General features: G+C 48.9%; 13 protein-coding genes, 1 other RNA gene and 2 pseudogenes. 6 read left to right on the forward strand and 10 right to left on the reverse strand.

Features of this window, described 5'->3' with window-relative positions; all coding sequences use genetic code 11:
• Positions 1–171 precede the first annotated feature (171 nt).
• The gene (locus TW89_RS07305; RefSeq protein ID WP_128581007.1) at positions 172–4,005 is read right to left on the reverse strand and encodes a DUF3683 domain-containing protein; all 3,834 of its coding nucleotides are present in this window, start codon (positions 4,003–4,005) and stop codon (positions 172–174) included.
• Positions 4,006–4,265: 260 nt separating this feature from the next.
• Here TW89_RS07305 and ffs point away from each other — a divergent pair.
• An RNA gene (gene ffs, locus TW89_RS07310) (signal recognition particle sRNA small type) lies at positions 4,266–4,362 on the forward strand.
• A 117-nt stretch (positions 4,363–4,479) separates the two neighbouring features.
• Here ffs and TW89_RS07315 read toward each other — a convergent pair.
• The 4 genes and pseudogenes from TW89_RS07315 to TW89_RS07330 all read right to left on the reverse strand — a co-directional run bounded on the left by TW89_RS07315 (position 4,480) and on the right by TW89_RS07330 (position 8,125).
• Positions 4,480–5,697: a uracil-xanthine permease family protein gene (locus TW89_RS07315; RefSeq protein ID WP_128581008.1), complete on the reverse strand. Its 1,218-nt coding sequence runs from the start codon at positions 5,695–5,697 to the stop codon at positions 4,480–4,482.
• A 167-nt stretch (positions 5,698–5,864) separates the two neighbouring features.
• A complete protein-coding gene (locus TW89_RS07320) occupies positions 5,865–6,176 on the reverse strand; it encodes a hypothetical protein (protein ID WP_128581009.1) in 312 nt (103 codons plus the stop codon).
• Positions 6,177–6,238: 62 nt separating this feature from the next.
• A complete protein-coding gene (locus TW89_RS07325) occupies positions 6,239–6,877 on the reverse strand; it encodes a hypothetical protein (protein WP_128581010.1) in 639 nt (212 codons plus the stop codon).
• Positions 6,877–8,125: pseudogene (locus tag TW89_RS07330) on the reverse strand (multifunctional CCA addition/repair protein). The gene TW89_RS07325 and the pseudogene TW89_RS07330 overlap by 1 nt, the downstream one beginning before the upstream one ends.
• Positions 8,126–8,332: 207 nt before the next feature.
• On the opposite strand from TW89_RS07330, the gene ung reads away from it, so the two are divergent.
• Positions 8,333–8,992 (forward strand): uracil-DNA glycosylase, encoded by a 660-nt coding sequence (gene ung / locus TW89_RS07335; protein WP_128581011.1) that lies wholly within the window; start codon positions 8,333–8,335, stop codon positions 8,990–8,992.
• A gap of 53 nt (positions 8,993–9,045) precedes the next feature.
• On the opposite strand, the gene TW89_RS07340 is transcribed toward ung, so the two are convergent.
• The 5 genes from TW89_RS07340 to TW89_RS07360 all read right to left on the reverse strand — a co-directional run bounded on the left by TW89_RS07340 (position 9,046) and on the right by TW89_RS07360 (position 12,713).
• Entirely contained in the window at positions 9,046–10,119 is a 1,074-nt protein-coding gene (locus tag TW89_RS07340; protein ID WP_128581012.1) for a sulfate/molybdate ABC transporter ATP-binding protein, read from the reverse strand.
• The gene (gene cysW / locus TW89_RS07345) at positions 10,116–10,976 is read right to left on the reverse strand and encodes a sulfate ABC transporter permease subunit CysW (protein WP_128581013.1); all 861 of its coding nucleotides are present in this window, start codon (positions 10,974–10,976) and stop codon (positions 10,116–10,118) included. The genes TW89_RS07340 and cysW overlap by 4 nt, the downstream gene beginning before the upstream one ends.
• An 83-nt stretch (positions 10,977–11,059) precedes the next feature.
• Positions 11,060–11,896 (reverse strand): sulfate ABC transporter permease subunit CysT, encoded by an 837-nt coding sequence (gene cysT / locus TW89_RS07350; RefSeq protein WP_063069002.1) that lies wholly within the window; start codon positions 11,894–11,896, stop codon positions 11,060–11,062.
• Between the two features lie 160 nt (positions 11,897–12,056).
• On the reverse strand, positions 12,057–12,506 hold the full coding sequence (locus TW89_RS07355) for a DUF4124 domain-containing protein (protein WP_128581014.1): 450 nt from the start codon (positions 12,504–12,506) through the stop codon (positions 12,057–12,059).
• Positions 12,507–12,518: 12 nt separating this feature from the next.
• On the reverse strand, positions 12,519–12,713 hold the full coding sequence (locus TW89_RS07360; protein WP_036491242.1) for a hypothetical protein: 195 nt from the start codon (positions 12,711–12,713) through the stop codon (positions 12,519–12,521).
• A 184-nt stretch (positions 12,714–12,897) separates the two neighbouring features.
• Here TW89_RS07360 and TW89_RS07365 point away from each other — a divergent pair.
• The 4 genes and pseudogenes from TW89_RS07365 to TW89_RS12065 all read left to right on the forward strand — a co-directional run bounded on the left by TW89_RS07365 (position 12,898) and on the right by TW89_RS12065 (position 17,568).
• Positions 12,898–14,525: pseudogene (locus TW89_RS07365) on the forward strand (ABC-F family ATPase).
• Between the two features lie 9 nt (positions 14,526–14,534).
• Positions 14,535–14,795, forward strand: coding sequence for a hypothetical protein (locus TW89_RS07370; protein WP_128581015.1), 261 nt, complete (start codon positions 14,535–14,537; stop codon positions 14,793–14,795).
• Positions 14,796–15,100: 305 nt separating this feature from the next.
• Positions 15,101–16,129, forward strand: a complete 1,029-nt coding sequence (locus TW89_RS12060; RefSeq protein WP_283114688.1) for a glycosyl hydrolase family 28-related protein — start codon at positions 15,101–15,103, stop codon at positions 16,127–16,129.
• A gap of 14 nt (positions 16,130–16,143) precedes the next feature.
• On the forward strand, positions 16,144–17,568 hold the full coding sequence (locus TW89_RS12065; RefSeq protein ID WP_283114689.1) for a calcium-binding protein: 1,425 nt from the start codon (positions 16,144–16,146) through the stop codon (positions 17,566–17,568).
• The last annotated feature ends 61 nt before the right edge of the window (positions 17,569–17,629 follow it).

A 17,629-nucleotide genomic window follows, 5' to 3' on the forward strand; every position in this document is an offset into this window, starting at 1 on the left:
AAAACCTGGGAGATAAAAGCCTCAGGTTTTATTTTTTATTAAATACTGCTGGTGTAGCATCGCTATTTGTAAAGGCATTTGATTATTGTATTTTGATTCTTTTGAATAAAAAGGCCGTCTGAAAGATTTTCAGACGGCCTTTATTACATCCAAAAGTTTTTGTCTAAGTCCTTAGAGTAATACTTTTTCTATACCGCCGTTATTGGCTTTTTTCACAAACTCATCCAGCCAGTTTTCACCGAGGATGTGTTTTGCCATTTCGATGACGATGTAGTCTGCAGGCATATTGTTGTCGTCGGCGTAGCGGCTCAAGCCTTGCAGGCAGGCTGGGCAGGAGGTGAGCATTTTGACGGGTTCGCCCTGCGGCAGCTCTTTGAGGTTTTTCTCAATTTCCTCTTGTTTGCGGAACTTGACCTGAGTGGCAATGTCGGGTCGTTTGACGGCAAACATACCGGACTCGCCGCAGCAGCGGTCGCTTAAGACGACTTTCTGTCCCATCAGGCTGCTGGCCATTTGGGTGGCGTTCATGGTTTTAATCGGGGTATGGCAAGGGTCGTGGTAGAGGTACTGCTGACCTTGCACCCCGTTTAGCTGCACCCCTTTTTCAAGCAGATATTCGTGGATGTCGATGATACGGCAGCCTGGGAAGATTTCCTCAAAACGGTATTTTTCCAGTTGGTCATAGCAGGTACCGCAACTGACGACGACGGTTTTAATGTCGAGGTAGTTGAGGGTGTTCGCCATACGGTGGAAAGCCACGCGGTTGTTGGTGCTCATTTCTTCGGCTTTAGCCTTATTGCCGCCAGCGTCTTGCGGATAGCCGCAACACATATAGCCCGGCGGCAGGACGGTTTGTACACCGACATGCCAAAGCATGGCTTGAACGGCAAGTCCGATTTGGCTGAACAGGCGCTCAGAGCCGCAACCTGGGAAGTAGAACACGGCCTCGGCATCTTCCGGCGCAGCCGGGTTGCGGATGATAGGAATACTCTTGTCGTCTTCTATACCCAGCATGGAGCGCGGAGTTTTGGCAGGCACGCTTTTTGGTAAAGGACGGTTGATGAAGTGGATAACCTGTTCTTTGATTGAGGCGGTACCGACGGTGGCTTTCGGTTCGGCTTTTTGCTTTTTAGTGCCGATCGGAAGAAGCTTGCCGATTTTGTAGGCAAAGTTTTGCGCAGGGAAGCCGGTTTGTATCATGGCGGCGCGAAGGGCTTTGATGGTTTTGGGGCCTGTGGCGTTCAAAAATGCCATGCCCATTGAAGCCGCAGGCGCAAAGCGTTTGTGGCCGGAATCGGCAAGGTAGTTGCGGACGGCTACAGTAACGTCGCCGAAGTCGATGTTGACAGGGCAGGGCTTAACGCAGCGGTGGCACACGGTACAGTGGTCGCCGATGTCCATCAGTTCTTCAAAATGTTTGACGGAAACGCCGCGACGGGTTTGTTCTTCGTATAAGAAGGCTTCGGTCAGCAAGCCTACGCCGAGGATTTTGTTGCGTGGGCTGTACAGCAGGTTGGCACGCGGAACGTGAGTAGAGCAAACAGGTTTGCATTTGCCGCAGCGCAGACAGTCTTTGACGGAATCGGCGATGGTGCCGAGGTCTGATTTTTCCATAATCAGAGATTCCGCCCCCAAAAGCTCGAAAGACGGCGTATAGGCGTTGCGCAGGTCCGAGCCTTTCATCAGTTTATGACGGTTGAAGGTGTGTTTGGGATCGACTTGGTTTTTGTAGTTCCAAAACGGTTGCAAATCTTCATCGGTCAAAAATTCGAGCTTGGTAATGCCGATGCCGTGTTCGCCGGAAATCACGCCGCCGAGCGAACGGGCGATTTTCATGATGCGTTCGACCGAACGGTAGGCCGTCTGAAGCATTTCGGCATCGTCTGAATTGACAGGGATGTTGGTGTGGACGTTGCCGTCACCGGCGTGCATATGCAACGCAACGAAGACTCTGCCGCGTACGGTTTTGGCGTGGATTTTGCCCAAGCCTTCGATGATTTTGGTGTCGGTTTTGCCGCTGAAGATTTCGGCGAGCGGTTTCATTACGTCGTCTTTGACGGACACGCGCAGGCGGAAATCGCGGAAGGCAATAAAGCAGCTTTCATTGTCTTTGGCTTCGGGCGCGGCGTGGACGGCTGCGCCGTAGCGGGCTTTGTAGTCGGCAAGCGGCGTATCGAGATTGGCGAGCAACCATTCCCAACGCGCTTTGACAGCGGAAACGTGGGCAAGGGCGTGTTTGCCGCGTTCACCCAAAAGTTCGGCAGTCGGCAAGTCCGTGCCCATTTTGTCGATGGGGAGTTTGCCGGACAGATATTGCTCCAAGGCGGCACAGAGTTTGAGTTTGTTTTGGATGGAAAGCTCAATGTTGATGCGCTCGATGCCGTCTGAATACTCGCCGAGCCTTTCAAGTGGGATTACCACGTCTTCGTTGATTTTAAAGGCGTTGGTATGCTTGGCAATGGCGGCGGTGCGGCTGCGGTCAAGCCAGAAGGTTTTGCGCGCTTCTGGAGATATGGCGATAAAGCCTTCTCCGTCACGGGCGCGGGCGAGTTCGCAGATGTGTTCGGCGGCTGCCTGCACGGCAGCTTCATCGTCGGAAACCACGTCTGCCAGCAAGACCATTTTAGGTCGGCCTTTACCTGCCGCTTTGGTGGCATAGCCGACAGCGCGGACGTAACGCCAGTCTAAATGTTCCAAACCGGCCAGTCGTACGCTTTCATGGGCAAGCAGGAAATCGCGGATTTCGACGATGGAAGGTGTGGCGGTGGCGACCGTGCCGAAAAATTCCATACACACGGTGCGCGTGTATTTCGGCATTTTATGTAACACGAAAGCAACGCTGGTGATGATGCCGTCCGTGCCTTCTTTTTGCACGCCGGGCAGGCCGCTCAAGAATTTGTCGGTAACGTCTTTGCCCAAACCGACTTTGCGGAATTTGTGACCGGGAATTTCCAAGCGTTCGGTTTTAACGATATTGATGCCGTCTGAATCGAACGTATGTACGTCAAACAAGGCGGTTTCTTCATCGTGGATTTTGCCGAAATTGTGGCGCACGCGTTCGATACGCAACCATTCGCCTTGAGGATTGACCATGTTCCAGTAGGCGAGGTTGTCCAAGGCAGTACCCCACAGCACGGCTTTTTTACCGCCTGCGTTCATTGCCACATTACCACCCACGCAAGACGCATCGGCGGAAGTCGGATCAACGGCGAACACTAAACCTGCCTGATGTGCGGTTTCTTCTACCCGGCGGGTTACTACGCCTGCGCCGCAATGGATAATTGGATGTCTGCCATCCAAGCCTGCCAGCTCAACGTATTCGACGCCGCGATGCTTGTCGAGTTTTTCGGTATTGATGACTGCGCTGTTTGCGTCCAAAGGTACAGCGCCACCGGTATAACCCGTACCGCCGCCGCGCGGGATAATAACTAAGTCCAACTCGATTAAGGCGCGCACCAAAGGCGCGATCTCTGCCTCGGTATCAGGATTGACGACGACAAATGGATACTCCACGCGCCAGTCGGTCGCATCGGTAACGTGCGTTACGCGAGCCAATCCGTCAAACATGATGTTGTGCGGTTTGGTGATTTTGCTTAAGCGCTCCAAAATTAGATGGCGTTTTTGGATGGTTTCATCAAAACTGCTATCAAAACGCTTGACTGCTTTTTCTGCTGCGGCAACCAAGACATCCACTTGCCGATTATCATCGCGGCGTTTGCGGATTTCATTTAAGCGGTGGCGCATTTCGCGTACCAACGCGGCGCGGCGTTTTGGGTGCTCCAGCAAGTCATCGACCAGATACGGATTGCGCACGACCACCCAAATATCGCCCAATACTTCAAACAGCATTCGTGCCGAACGTCCTGTTTTGCGTTGACCGCGCAGGTCTTGCAGGATTTGCCACGCTTCGTTGCCCAACAGTCGGATGACGATTTCGCGGTCGGTATAAGAAGTATAGTTATAGGGAATTTCTCGAATACGCTGAGGGGCAGTAGTCGTGGTCATGGTCGTGTTCCGTTGATGGATGTAATGTTTTTATATTAAAGGCCATCTGAAAAATGCAATTTCTTCTTGATGGCGTAAGGTGTTAATGTAGTGTAATTTTCGATATTTTTCAATGGAAAAGACAATAAACATTTCAATGGGAATGATTTGCAACTAGGTAATATTGTTTACAATCTTGTCGTGTAAATGGTTTTCAGACGGCCTGAGAGATTTTATCGCTTGAGTTTTTCTGTAAAACCGCTATAATGCGTTTCTTCTATGGCGGGTCTCCCCGCATGGTAATTCGGAACACCGGGTCAGGGGCGGAAGCCAGCAGCCCACTCTGATGAGCCAGTGCCGGGGGTTCGGCTCGCCACCTTATTCAAAAATGCCGGAGATGGTTAAGTCTCCGGCATTTTTCATTGTATAAAGCGTAATAAAAAGGCCGTCTGAAATCTCATTTTCAGACGACCTTTGAGTTTATGAACCAGCTATTTATGCTTCTTCTGATTTTGTATTGGGCAAAACGCAGTTCAGGATAATGGCCAATACGGCACATAAACCTACACCGGCGAAGCTCAAAGTACCTACTTTGATAATCATGCCGCCGATACCGGTCGTCAATACGGAGCTGACGATAACCAGATTTTTCGGCTGCATCAAATCGACTTTCGCATCAATCAATGTTTTGATGCCCAAAGAGGCGATTGTACCGAACAGCAGCAACATAATGCCGCCCATAACCGGCATGGGAATCGAAGCCAAAAACGCGTTGAACTTACCGAAAAATGCCATGAAAATCGCAAAAATAGCCGCCCAAGTCATGATGACGGGGTTGCTGTTTTTGGTAATCATCACCGCGCCGGTTACTTCGCCGTAAGTGGTCACAGGAGGGCCGCCAATCAAACCGGCCACGCATACGCCCAGGCCGTCGCCGGCGAGGGTTTTGTCCAAGCCAGGGTCTTTGGTGTAGTTTTTGCCGGTTACATTACCGATGGCCATAATGCCGCCGATGTGTTCGATGGCCGGGGCGATGGCAACGGGCAACATAAACAAGGCTGCCTGCCAGTTGACTTGAGGCGTTTCAAAATGAGGGACCGCAAACCAAGGAGCGTTGATGATGGCACTGGTATCGACCAAGCCCATGATTAGAGCCAATACATAACCGGAAGCCACGCCGATCAAAATCGGAATCAGCTTCATCATTTTGCTGCCGAAGACAGAAACAATGACGGTTATTGCAAAGGTAAAGCCGGAGAGAATCAGCGAGTCGATATAGTCGATGACCTGTTTTCCATCTGCCTGACCCATGGCCATGCTACTGGCTGCAGCGGCCACGGACAAACCGATTACCATAATCACCGGACCGATAACCACGGGCGGCAACAGCTTGTGTACCGCATCCAGACCGCGCCATCTGATCAACGCGGCAAAGACAAAGTACATGAAACCGGCTGCAAACAGACCGAACATGGTAGAAGGCAGACCCCATTCGCCGATGGAGTAGATAATCGGTGCAATAAAGGCAAAAGAAGAGCCGAGGAAAATCGGCACTTTACGTTTGGTAACCAATTGGAACAACAAAGTGCCCAAGCCTGCGCCCAATAATGCCAAAGCCGGGTTCAGGCCCGTCAGAAGCGGCACAAGCACCATGGCACCGAATGCGACAAACAAAATCTGCGCACCGGCTACCGCCGTTTTAAGCTGATTCATAAAAGCTCCGAATAAAATTCAAACGGCGCAGATTATACTGATTTATCCTAGTCATGAACATTTATTTACAAAAGGCCGTCTGAACAAATGTAACGATGACACCTGTTCAGACGGCCTTTTTCGATAACGAATGGTTAATAACTTATCAAAATCGATTAGGAAAATTTTCAGCCGCGTGTTTCGCGCCAAACCAAATAATCGCGCAGGGGTGGCATGGGCGGATTGATGCAGTGCGGACAGATACCGGTTGTGTCTTCATCGTCGCTGTCGATATGGTAGTCGTTTGGATCGAAGCGCACCTGCTGCATCACAGCTTGCGCCAATGCTTGTTCCTGTACGACATCAAATTCAAATTTTTCCAAAATCTCATTCAATAGGCAGATTTCGCCGTCGCTGAAAGATTCGCTGTGTTTGGCAATGAGACGTTGATAATCTTCATTGCTGATTTTTTCGTAAAGTAAATCGGTCTGGATAGTCATGATTTTATTGTTGAAATAAGATGGTCAAGGTGCGGATTATAGCGGATATCGTGGTGGCTGTTTTAAAGGATGTCTTTAAGTTGACGGGCTTTGGCGGATGTGGGGATAAATCTGTTCAATTCAATATTGACTGCCTGAAAATCGCGGCTATCAAAAAAATCGCCGATACGTATGGTTTTTCCCTGATAATCGAAAGACCATGCACCTTGTACACATTTTTGGATACGTAAAATATTGGGAATATTGTGAATTTTTCGTTTCATACCATTTTGGTATAGGTTTTCGTTTGGCAACCTCTGTTTCCTTCCTTGTGCAATAGGAGCTTTGGGAATATGGTCACGAGAATGCCATTCGGAGATTTCTGACAATGGGAAACTACGCCAACGCCCAATGGAGAACAAGGTATAACCATGAGACAGCGTATGGTTACGGATCTTGATGTTTTCACGTCCGAAAAGTTGCCAAAGAAGGCCGTAAACAAGTGAACCCACTAAGTAGAAAGTAAAAAGTAAAGGGATGAGAATGGCTTCTAAATTAATGAAATAGTGCTCTTCAAGGTAAAACGGCGCGATGCATGTAAGAGCAAAGGAAAACATAAGAAATACCGCGGTAAAACCGATTTCCTGCGAGTCATGTACAACACGCGCAGATACGGCAATACCGTTGGGCATGCGCTCGATTTTATAACGCGAAGATGCCATCAATAGCCTCCTATTTTTTCGGCCTGATACGCTTTTTGCAGCGGCTTAATTTGCGCCAAGCATGCATGATCGATTTGTTCGGCAATTAAATGGGCTTTTCCTTGTGCGCGGCACTCGGCGGCAATTTTGCCTGCATCTACTTGGTTGGCGGCCTTAAGTAAGGCCAGCCAGTGTTCGCGTTGCGGATAGGGGGTGTCTTCAAGGTTCAGACGGCCTTGTTTGTCGGCCACGCAGACGTTTAAGGCCGTCTGAAAACGTTCGGGGCGGCGGAATGCGTCGGTTTTTTTCAAAACATTCAAAATGGTTTTGCTTTTGAACTGCCCGACTTGATGGAGCATGATGTGCCAACGGCAGACAAGTTCGGCAAGCTCGGCGCAGTGTTTGGGTGCGCGCAGGCGTTGATTGACTTCGCGGACGGGTTCGACGCCGTTGACGTCGTGTCCGTAGTGTTTCGGTAGGATATCGGCCGGTGTTTTTTGCCTTGCCCAAGTCGTGCAATAAGGCGGCATAGCGTTCGGCGAGGGACAGGTTCATCTCGGCGGCTCGTTGTACAACCATCAGGGTATGAATACCGCTGTCGATTTCGGGATGATAGTCGGCACGTTGCGGTACGCCGAAGAGGGCATCGACTTCGGGCAGTAAAACTTTGAGTGCGCCGCATTCGCGCAAAACTTCAATCATTCGGCGCGGATTTTTCTCCATCAAGCCTTTGGCCAATTCCTGCCAGACGCGTTCGGCAATCAAGGCATCCGCCTCGCCGTTTTCTACCATTTGCCGCATCAGCGACATGGTTTCATCGGCAATTTGAAAACCATAACGCGCAGCAAAACGGGCGATACGCAAAATCCTTACGGGGTCTTCGGCAAAGGCAGGCGAAACGTGGCGCAGGATGCCGGCCGCCAAATCTTGTTGTCCGCCAAAGGGATCGATGATCGTGCCGTCTGAATCCTGAGCCATGGCATTGATGGTCAGGTCGCGACGCATTAGGTCTTGTTCCAGCGTAACGTCTTTATCGGCATGAAAGCTGAATCCGGCATAGCCTTTGGCGGTTTTGCGCTCGGTACGGGCGAGGGCGTATTCTTCGTGGCTGTCCGGATGGAGAAAGACAGGGAAATCCTTGCCGACAGGTTGATAGCCTTTAGCCAACATGGTTTGCGCATCTGCACCGATGACTACCCAATCGCGGTCTTTGACGGGCAGGCCCAACAGATGGTCGCGGACGGCGCCGCCGACAAGATAGGTTTTGATGGTTTGTGTATTCATATAAAAATCGAACGATATAAAAAGGCCGTCTGAAAAGCCGTATTGGGTTTTCAGACGGCCTGAGTCAGAACACTATTATGACGCTTTAGGCTTGTTGCTGTCGATAATCTTCAGTCCGGCGGCGACAACAAACCATATCATTATGCGGCATATCCTTTATAATAAGTCCATTCAAATACGGAGCGGTGAATAATGCAAACTTGGCATGAGGCAATTGGTGCAGAAAAAGAAAAGGCGTATTTCCAAACGATTTTGGAGAAGGTGCGCCATGAAAGGCAGACGGGGATAACCGTTTATCCGCCCGAGCGCGATGTATTCAATGCCTTTCGGACGACTGAATTCGGAAATGTAAAGGTAGTGATTTTGGGGCAAGACCCGTATCACGGTGCAGGTCAGGCGCATGGTTTGGCGTTTTCCGTGCAACCTGAAATTGCGGTGCCGCCGTCGCTGGTCAATATTTATAAAGAGTTGGCGACGGATATTGAGGATTTTCAGATTCCGCAACACGGCTATTTGCAGCATTGGGCGGAACAGGGCGTGTTGCTGTTGAACACGGTGTTGACTGTCCGTGCCGGTTCAGCGCATTCCCATGCGACCTTCGGTTGGGAGGCGTTTACCGATGAAGTCATCCGACAATTGGATAAGGAACGCGAGCATTTAGTCTTTATGCTGTGGGGCAGCCATGCACAGAAGAAAGGCGCGTTTATCGACCGCAACCGTCATTTGGTATTGACCGCGCCGCATCCTTCTCCCTTGTCGGCGTATCGTGGCTTTTTCGGCTGCAAACATTTTTCGCAGGCAAACGCTTATTTGCAGGTGCATGGTTTAGAGCCGATTGATTGGCAGGTTTAATAAGATAAAAGGCCGTCTGAAAGCAGATTTTCAGACGGCCTTATGATTTAGTCTCAAATCGAATATTCAATCAGTTCGTTTTGAGAAAAGACATAAACCTGTTTCGGAATCAGCTTCAATTCTTTGCCTTCGGTGATTTGGTAATGTGCGGCATCGCTGCCAGCCAGCGTGATATGTACGTCCTGTTTGTCGTGTTTTACCAAAATATGCGTCAATGCGCCGACGGCGTGGATTTTTTCGATTTTGGCACGAATCATCGGTGTTTCATGTTCGGCGGCAAGCTGCCATTCATGCGGGCGGATATAGCCGATAGCGGTTTGTTCCTGCCATTTGTAGTGCGCGTCCAATTTCCACGCGAAGCCGTTGTAATGCCAGATGCCTTTTTCGATTCTGCCTTCGAAGGCGTCGGTTTCGCCGAGAAATTCGGTAACGAAGGCGTTTTCAGGTTTGCGGTAAATGGCTTCGGCACTGCCGGTTTGCTCGATTTTGCCGTGGTTCATGACGACAATTTCGTCGGAAACTTCAAGGGCTTCTTCTTGGTCGTGCGTCACCAGAATGCTGGTTACGCCTAGGTTGTGATGGATGTCGCGCAGCCAGGTGCGCAATTCTTTGCGTACTTTGGCATCCAGCGCGCCGAAGGGTTCATCCAAGAGCAGGAGTTTGGGTTCGACAGCGAGGGCGCGGGCGAGGGCGATGCGTTGGCGTTGGCCGCCGGAGAGCTGGTGCGGATAGGATTTGGCGAGGTGGGAGAGCTGCACGAGTTTGAGCAATTCTTCGACTTTGGTGCGGATTTGTTCTTTGGATGGGCGTTCGGACTTGGGCAATACGGTCAAACCGAAGGCGACGTTGTCAAACACGTTCATGTGGCGGAAGAGGGCGTAGTGTTGGAATACGAAGCCGACTTTGCGCTCGCGCACATGCTTGGCGGTTACGTCTTGCCCGTCAAAGAGAATTTGGCCGCCGTCGGCGTTTTCCAGTCCGGCGATAATGCGCAGGAGCGTGGTTTTGCCGCAGCCGGAAGGGCCGAGCAGGGAAACGAGTTTGCCGGTGGGGACGTTGAGGTTGATGTTTTTCAGCGCGTGGAACGCTCCGAAGTGTTTGTTTAAGTTTTGAATAGTGATGCTCATGCTGCGTTCCTTTCGGCGGCGGCGAGTTTTTTATCTTGTAATTTTGTGATGATGTTTTGCACCAGCAAGGTGGCCAAGGCTAAAAGTGCCAATACGCCGGAGAGGGCGAATGCGCCGGTAAAGTTGTATTCGTTGTAGAAGATTTCGACCAAAAGCGGGATGGTGTTGGTTTCGCCGCGGATGTGTCCCGATACCACGCTGACTGCGCCGAATTCGCCCATCGCGCGGGCGTTGGTGAGGATGATGCCGTAGAGCAGCGCCCATTTGATGTTGGGCAGGGTAACGCGCCAAAACATCTGCCAGCCGTTTGCGCCGAGAATCAGCGCGGCCTGTTCTTCGCTGTCTCCCTGCGCCTGCATTAAAGGAATGATTTCGCGTGCGACAAAGGGGAAGGTAACGAATAAGGTCGCCAAAATAATGCCCGGGATGGCGAAGATAATCTGTATGCCTTGTGCTTCGAGCCAGCCGCCCAATGCCGTGTGCGCGCCGAACAATAAGACGAACATCAAACCGGCAACCACGGGCGATACGGAAAACGGCAAATCGAGCAGGGTAGTCAGCAACTGCTTGCCGCGGAAGTCGAAACGGGTCAGCAGCCACGCCATCGCCACGCCCAATACGGCATTGACGGGAACGATAATCAGCGCGGTAATCAGCGTCAATTTGATGGCAGACCATGCCTCGGGATCGGTCAAGGATTGCAGGTATAAATCCCAACCGCCTTTTAAGGCCTCATAGAATACGGCAACCAAAGGCACGACCAGCATCAGCAGCAGAAAGCCCAAGGCGGTAGCAGTCAGCAATACGCGCAGCCAACGCGGTTCGCTCAAGTTTGGATTAGTGGAATGGGTTTTCATGGTAGGGTAGTCTCTATTTATTCTTGTATCCGTTTAGGCCGTCTGAAAAATGTTGCTTGATGTTTCAGACGGCCTGTTGTTTGTTAAACCCTCGCTCCGGCGCGGCGGCTCAAAGTCCATTGCATAATGTTTAAAATCAGCAGGATGACAAACGAAATCATCAGCATAAACAGAGCAACGGCTGACGCGCCCTGAGCATCGTATTGCTCCAGTTTGCCGGTAATAATCAAGGGCAGAATTTCAGACACCATTGGAATATTGCCCGCGATAAAAATGACCGATCCGTATTCGCCGGTAGAGCGGGCAAACATCATGCCTGCGCCGGTCAACAGGGCCGGCGTGATTTCAGGCAAGAGGACGCGGCGGAACGTAGTCCAACGGCTTGCGCCTAAAGTCGCCGCCGCTTCTTCATACTCGCCCGACAATTCTTCCAATACCGGCTGCACGGCGCGGACGATAAAGGGCAGGCTGACGACAATCAGCGCAATCCAAATGCCGATGGGCGTAAAGGCGATTTTGATGCCCAAAGGCTCGAAAAAACGGCCTATCCAGCCATTGGGGGCGTATAGGGTTGCCAACGCAATGCCTGTTACCGCCGTCGGTAGTGCAAACGGCAAATCGACCAAAGCGTTTACTAATCCTTTGCCTGGAAATTCATAGCGCACCAATACCCAGGCAACCAGCGTGCCGAACACGATATTGGTCAACATCGCATAAAACGACATCCGCAAACTCAGCCAGACGGCCGCCAAGACATTGGGTTCGGTAATCGTGTTCCAAAATCCGCTCCAGCCGATTTCCGCTGCTTTGGCCGCCATCATCGCAAACGGCAAAACCACCAAAAGCGACAGGCATAAAACTGTCAAACCCAGGCTGAGTTTGAAACCCGGCAATACAGAAGGCGTTTTGAGTAACAACATAATGGCAACCGTCAGAATTTAATACATGCTTACTTTAACAAGGCCGTCTGAAAACTGGAAAGAATGCTTTGTTTGGTATAAAGACGATTTTGTTATATTGAAAAGCTGAAAAGGCCGTCTGAAAACCAAATTTCAGACGGCCTTGCTGGTGTGGTAAGGATCAATAGGCAACAGGATCTTGAGATGCAGGCTGGCGTTGCGCCGCGTCATAGTTTTCCTGGGCCGAGCGGACGGCTTTTTCCAAACCGTTGATCCGTTCGAGATAGCGGGCATAGTTGCGTTCATTGCCATAACGTACTTTTTTGCCTTCTTCCAAATTTTTCTTGGCAGTATCTAAAGCACGCTTGGCCGCGCCGACGTCAGCCGGATTGACCGGGGCGACAGCTTCTTCCGCCTGCTCGGCTTTGCTTGGGGAAGTCAGCGTTGCCGGTGTTGAAACAGGCGCAGAAGTATATACGGACGGTTTGCCGATATTGCTGGCTTTGCAGTTTTTGCCGCCGGCTTGGGTATAGACTTTGCGGCCGGCAGAATCGGTACATTCAAAAATAGGTGCGGCGGAAACCGCAGTTGTCAAAGCGAGCAGTAATGTGCTGATCCAGATTTTGTTCATTTTTATTTTTCCTTAAAACCATTTCCACCAAACAAACAAAGCCGCAATCATGATGATGTTGGCGAAGAGGATGGGTTTCCACTGTCTAGGCGCGCGCCGCAATTCGGCGCCTGAGCGCGTGCGGCGGATATAGAAAAACGGGCTGAGCAGCATGGAAGCGGCGCATACTAAAATAATCACGGCGTAATAGATTTTGTGCGTTTCCATATCGTTTCTCTGTTTCAGACGGCCTGAAATGCTGCTACAACGCATTTTTGCGTGAAGCGTTGCCTGTTTTCATCTTGTATCGGTATTGGGCACATTTGCCATGGCCTCAATCCTGAGGTCTTTGCAAAAATATGCTACAATCGCGTCCGATTATAACATTCTATTTATAAAGGTTTTACGAATAATGATTTCTACCAACGGCATCACCATGCAGTTCGGCGCAAAGCCGCTGTTTGAAAACGTATCCGTCAAATTCGGCGAAGGCAACCGTTACGGCTTGATCGGCGCCAACGGTTCAGGCAAATCCACCTTCATGAAAATCCTCGGCGGCGATTTGGAACAGACTGCCGGCGAAGTAGCGATTGAAAACGGCGTGCGTTTGGGTAAATTGCGTCAAGACCAGTTTGCCTACGAAGACATGCGCGTGCTGGACGTGGTGATGATGGGGCACACAGAAATGTGGGCGGCGATGACCGAGCGTGATGCGATTTACGCCAATCCCGAAGCCACCGAAGACGACTATATGAAAGCTGCCGAACTGGAAGCCAAGTTCGCCGAATACGATGGCTACACTGCCGAAGCGCGTGCTGCCGAATTATTGAGCGGCGTGGGCATTTCCGAAGATTTGCACAATGCGACCATGGCAGAAGTCGCCCCGGGCTTCAAATTGCGCGTATTGCTGGCGCAAGCACTGTTCTCCAAACCAGATGTATTGCTCTTGGACGAACCGACCAATAACTTGGACATTAATACCATCCGCTGGCTGGAAGGCGTGTTGAATCAATACGACTCCACCATGATTATCATCTCGCACGACCGTCACTTCTTGAACGAAGTCTGCACCCACATGGCGGATTTGGACTACAACACCATCACCATCTATCCGGGCAACTACGACGACTATATGCTCGCTTCTGCCCAATCGCGTGAGCGCGCTCTGAAAGACAACGCCAAGGCAAAGAAAAACTGCAAGAGCTGCAAGAGTTCGTCGCCCGGTTCTCTGCCAACAAATCCAAAGCCCGTCAGGCAACCAGCCGTCTGAAACAGGCAGACAAAATCAAATCGGAGATGGTCGAAGTCAAACCTTCTACCCGTCAAAACCCATATATCCGTTTTGAAGCCGACGAAAAAGCCAAGTTGCACCGTCAGGCTGTGGAAGTTGAAAAACTGGCCAAACGTTTTGAAACCCAGTTGTTTAAAAACCTGAACTTCATCCTTGAAGCAGGCCAACGCCTCGCCATCATCGGACCGAACGGCGCAGGTAAATCTACCTTGCTGAAACTCTTGGCAGGCGCGTACAACCCCGAATATTCAGACGGCCTGTTGCCGGACGAAGGCACCATCAAATGGGCGGAAAAAGCCAGTGTCGGCTACTACCCGCAAGACCATGAAAACGACTTCGACGTCGATATGGACCTGAGCGAATGGATGCGCCAATGGGGTCAAGAAGGCGATGACGAACAAGTCATCCGCGGCACTTTGGGCCGCTTGCTCTTCGGCAGCAATGATGTCGTGAAAAAAGTGAAGGTTCTCTCCGGTGGCGAGAAAGGCCGTATGCTTTACGGCAAACTGTTGCTGTTGAAACCCAATGTCTTGGTCATGGACGAACCGACCAACCACATGGACATGGAAAGTATCGAATCCTTGAACATGGCGCTGGAAAAATACAACGGCACGCTGATTTTTGTATCGCACGACCGTCAGTTTGTATCTTCGCTGGCTACCCAAATCATCGAATTGGATGGTAAAGGCGGATATGAACACTACTTGGGCGATTACGAAAGCTATCTGGAGAAAAAAGGAGTTTTGTAAGGAAACAATATGAATGCACATCTTAAAAAACTACTACAAAACCTGCTTGCGCTAATCGTGTTGCCTATACTGGGCTGGTACATTACGCTTGGAGACGCTGTAAATGTTGTCGACACTGAACATGCTTCTCGTAAAGGCCGAGCGGTGGCTTGGTTATTTAATGAGTTTGGCGCAACCGGTGTTTGGGGCTTTTTAGGCATAATTTGGATTGCCTGCCTGATTTTAGCCATTCGTTCATACAAAGCATGGCAAAAAGATAAGTCGCAGTAAATTAAGGTTCTAGATAGTATGTACTTGCTAGAAGAAAATATCTATATAAATCATTTGATTGAATGATACATCTGAATATAAACAGGCAATTGAAAGCTATCTGGAGAAAAAGTATGGCTTAAATCTTTACTAACGATCTAATAAGGCATTGAGATGCCGTCTGAAAATTTCTATATTTTCAGACGGCATTTTCTTTTCAAAATTAAACAATAGTATATTGAACTTTTATGCCAAAATTATGACTAATAAAAGCTTTTTGAAAAAGAATAATTCAATATTACGACATTTTTGAAGGAATATATTAAATGGTAAACATTAAAACAGCAGTGCCCGATGCCTCTCAATATGGTGCAAAACTTGGCTATACGACTTATGAGGCAGAACAAAGTGAACTGAAAAACGGCGTTGTTAAAAATGCCTCTTCTTCAGAAGCAGAACGCGCAACTGCCCGTGAAGCAAGCGGTCAGGCATATGTTGATTTGCCGACTAATGCATCTGTGTCATTTATTGCACAAGCAGATGCCAATGCCGTAACCATCCGTTATACCGTTCCTGACGGTGAAAGCGGTAAAGTAGAAGTCAAAGTCAATAATACAGTGATCGGTACTTTGGATTTGTCTTCCAAATCTAACTGGCAATATTTGGATAACTATACATATCATCCGAATGACGATATTAAAGTTCATGATACGCCTGCGGCAGATAGGCTTGCCCGCTTCCAATTTGACGAAGTCAGCCAATTATTTAAAGATGCCCATATCAATAAAGGAGATACAGTTACCATCACTAATCTTGACAGCACACCCGTAGGCATTGACTTGGTTGATTTGGAAAAGGCACCGGATACCATTAGACAGCCTGAAAACAGTGTCAGCATTACTGATTTCGGCGCAATTGCCAATGACGGCTCGGATGATTACCAAGCATTCATGGCTGCGATTGAATCTGCCAAAGCGTCTAAAAAATCTGTTTACATTCCTGAAGGTCAATTTGATTTTTCACGACCGATTTCTCTTTATGTTCCTGATGGCATTAAGATTACCGGTGCAGGGCAATGGCACACTAAGTTACATTTTTTGAATACAGAAGCTGCTAAATACGATGATAAGGGTTATGCGAGCGGTGGCGGTGGTATTACTTTTGAACCCGGTAGTAACAATATAGATTTGGGCAATCTCTCCATGGATTCAAATCTGAACTCAAGATATGATGAGAAAGCCAATTACAAAGGGATATCTGGAACTTTAGGTACTAGCTCTTCTATTCACGATATTAAAATTGAACATTTTGAAGCTGGCGTATGGATTGGGGATTATTCTAAAAACAACCTTTAAATTACACTGATGGTTTGACTATCTCCAATGCCACTATTCGTAATAACTTTGCAGACGGCGTTAACTTTGCCCAAGGTACCAGCAATTCCACCGTTATCAATTCCAATATCCGCGGCAATGGTGATGATGGCTTAGCAACATGGTCAAGTCATCATGAGAATACCAATGCCCATGTTGCTGAAAATAACCACTTTTTAAACAATACCGTTGAATTAGGCTGGCGTGCGGCAGGTATTGGTATCTTTGGCGGCAAAGGTCATGAAGTAGCCAATAACCTTATTAAAGATAATGCCAATTGGGGTGGCGTACGCTTAAACACTGTATTCAAAAACAGCCATAATTTTGATTTCAATGATACGGGTATTTCCGTTCACGATAACTTACTGGTAAACAATGGGACTAATGCGGACACATATGGTCGTGTTAAAGGTTCTATCGATTTGGAAGAAGGCAGGGATTATGCTACTCCCAAAAAAGATATTTTGGGAGAACTCAACAATATCAAAATTGAAAATAACACTATTGTGAATAATCTTTCCGATCAAGAAATTACCAAAACCCGTAATCCTAAAGAAGGCAATATTCCGGAGCCTGCAAACGAGACTACATTAACCATCGAAAATAATCATAGCCTTTCGGTAGCAGAAAATACTTCTGCAAAAAATGTAGCGGAAGTAGATGATCACAGTCTTACTCAAGCTGCGAATCATTTAGGTGCTGATAATATCATCACAATTACAGACAGCAGCCATGCTCTTGTCAGTGGCGGCGATGGTAATGACCGTATCAGAGGCGGTTTGGGCCATGATATGATTAACGGCGATTCAGGTAATGACATCATTTCCGGTTATGATGGAGACGATCGTCTCAATGGCGGTATGGGTAATGACTCTATCTATGGGGAAAATGGTAATGATACCCTATGGGGCGAAAGTGGCAATGACCGTTTGAATGGCGGCGATGGTAACGACGTTTTGTTCGGCGGACAAGGAACCGATTACTTGGTAGGCGGCAAGGGTGCCGATACTTATGTTTTCAGCCTTGGAGAAGGTAAGGATACGATTGTCGATAATGTGGGCGAACATAATGCACTGCAATTTGGCCAAAATATTTCTGTTAATGACCTGCATATTGATGCCATTACTGATGTTCGAGGCAATATCGATTGGAAAATTACCATCAAGGGATCAGAAGGGGACAGCATAACCATCAATGACCAATTCGTTTCCGGTAACACTAACGATGCCGTGATTGATACTTTCCGTTTCGATAAAGGTACATTGAGCTTGCAAGAGTTGATGGGCAGGTTGTCAGGCAACGGCAATATCAATAATTTGTCAGCCGTCAATACGCATACTGAGCGCATGAGCTACTCGTCTGTCGATACGGCTAATGTTCACGATGACACAGCATCTACCGCCAACGCTGGAATTATCTAATTAGCTGTCTTTTAGGCTGAATAAAGGCCGTCTGAAATCTGGAAAATAGATTTCAGACGGC

Source organism: Neisseria flavescens (genome assembly GCF_001618065.1).
Classification (GTDB): domain Bacteria; phylum Pseudomonadota; class Gammaproteobacteria; order Burkholderiales; family Neisseriaceae; genus Neisseria; species Neisseria flavescens_A.

What these genes read in the sequence shown, in the direction of transcription:
- TW89_RS07305 (WP_128581007.1), bottom strand. Translation starts at nt 4,005, where the DNA reads ATGACCACGACTACTGCCCCTCAGCGTATTCGAGAAATTCCCTATAAC.
- TW89_RS07315 (WP_128581008.1), bottom strand. Translation starts at nt 5,697, where the DNA reads ATGAATCAGCTTAAAACGGCGGTAGCCGGTGCGCAGATTTTGTTTGTC.
- TW89_RS07320 (WP_128581009.1), bottom strand. Translation starts at nt 6,176, where the DNA reads ATGACTATCCAGACCGATTTACTTTACGAAAAAATCAGCAATGAAGAT.
- TW89_RS07325 (WP_128581010.1), bottom strand. Translation starts at nt 6,877, where the DNA reads ATGGCATCTTCGCGTTATAAAATCGAGCGCATGCCCAACGGTATTGCC.
- ung (WP_128581011.1), top strand. Translation starts at nt 8,333, where the DNA reads ATGCAAACTTGGCATGAGGCAATTGGTGCAGAAAAAGAAAAGGCGTAT.
- TW89_RS07340 (WP_128581012.1), bottom strand. Translation starts at nt 10,119, where the DNA reads ATGAGCATCACTATTCAAAACTTAAACAAACACTTCGGAGCGTTCCAC.
- cysW (WP_128581013.1), bottom strand. Translation starts at nt 10,976, where the DNA reads ATGAAAACCCATTCCACTAATCCAAACTTGAGCGAACCGCGTTGGCTG.
- cysT (WP_063069002.1), bottom strand. Translation starts at nt 11,896, where the DNA reads ATGTTGTTACTCAAAACGCCTTCTGTATTGCCGGGTTTCAAACTCAGC.
- TW89_RS07355 (WP_128581014.1), bottom strand. Translation starts at nt 12,506, where the DNA reads ATGAACAAAATCTGGATCAGCACATTACTGCTCGCTTTGACAACTGCG.
- TW89_RS07360 (WP_036491242.1), bottom strand. Translation starts at nt 12,713, where the DNA reads ATGGAAACGCACAAAATCTATTACGCCGTGATTATTTTAGTATGCGCC.
- TW89_RS07370 (WP_128581015.1), top strand. Translation starts at nt 14,535, where the DNA reads ATGAATGCACATCTTAAAAAACTACTACAAAACCTGCTTGCGCTAATC.
- TW89_RS12060 (WP_283114688.1), top strand. Translation starts at nt 15,101, where the DNA reads ATGGTAAACATTAAAACAGCAGTGCCCGATGCCTCTCAATATGGTGCA.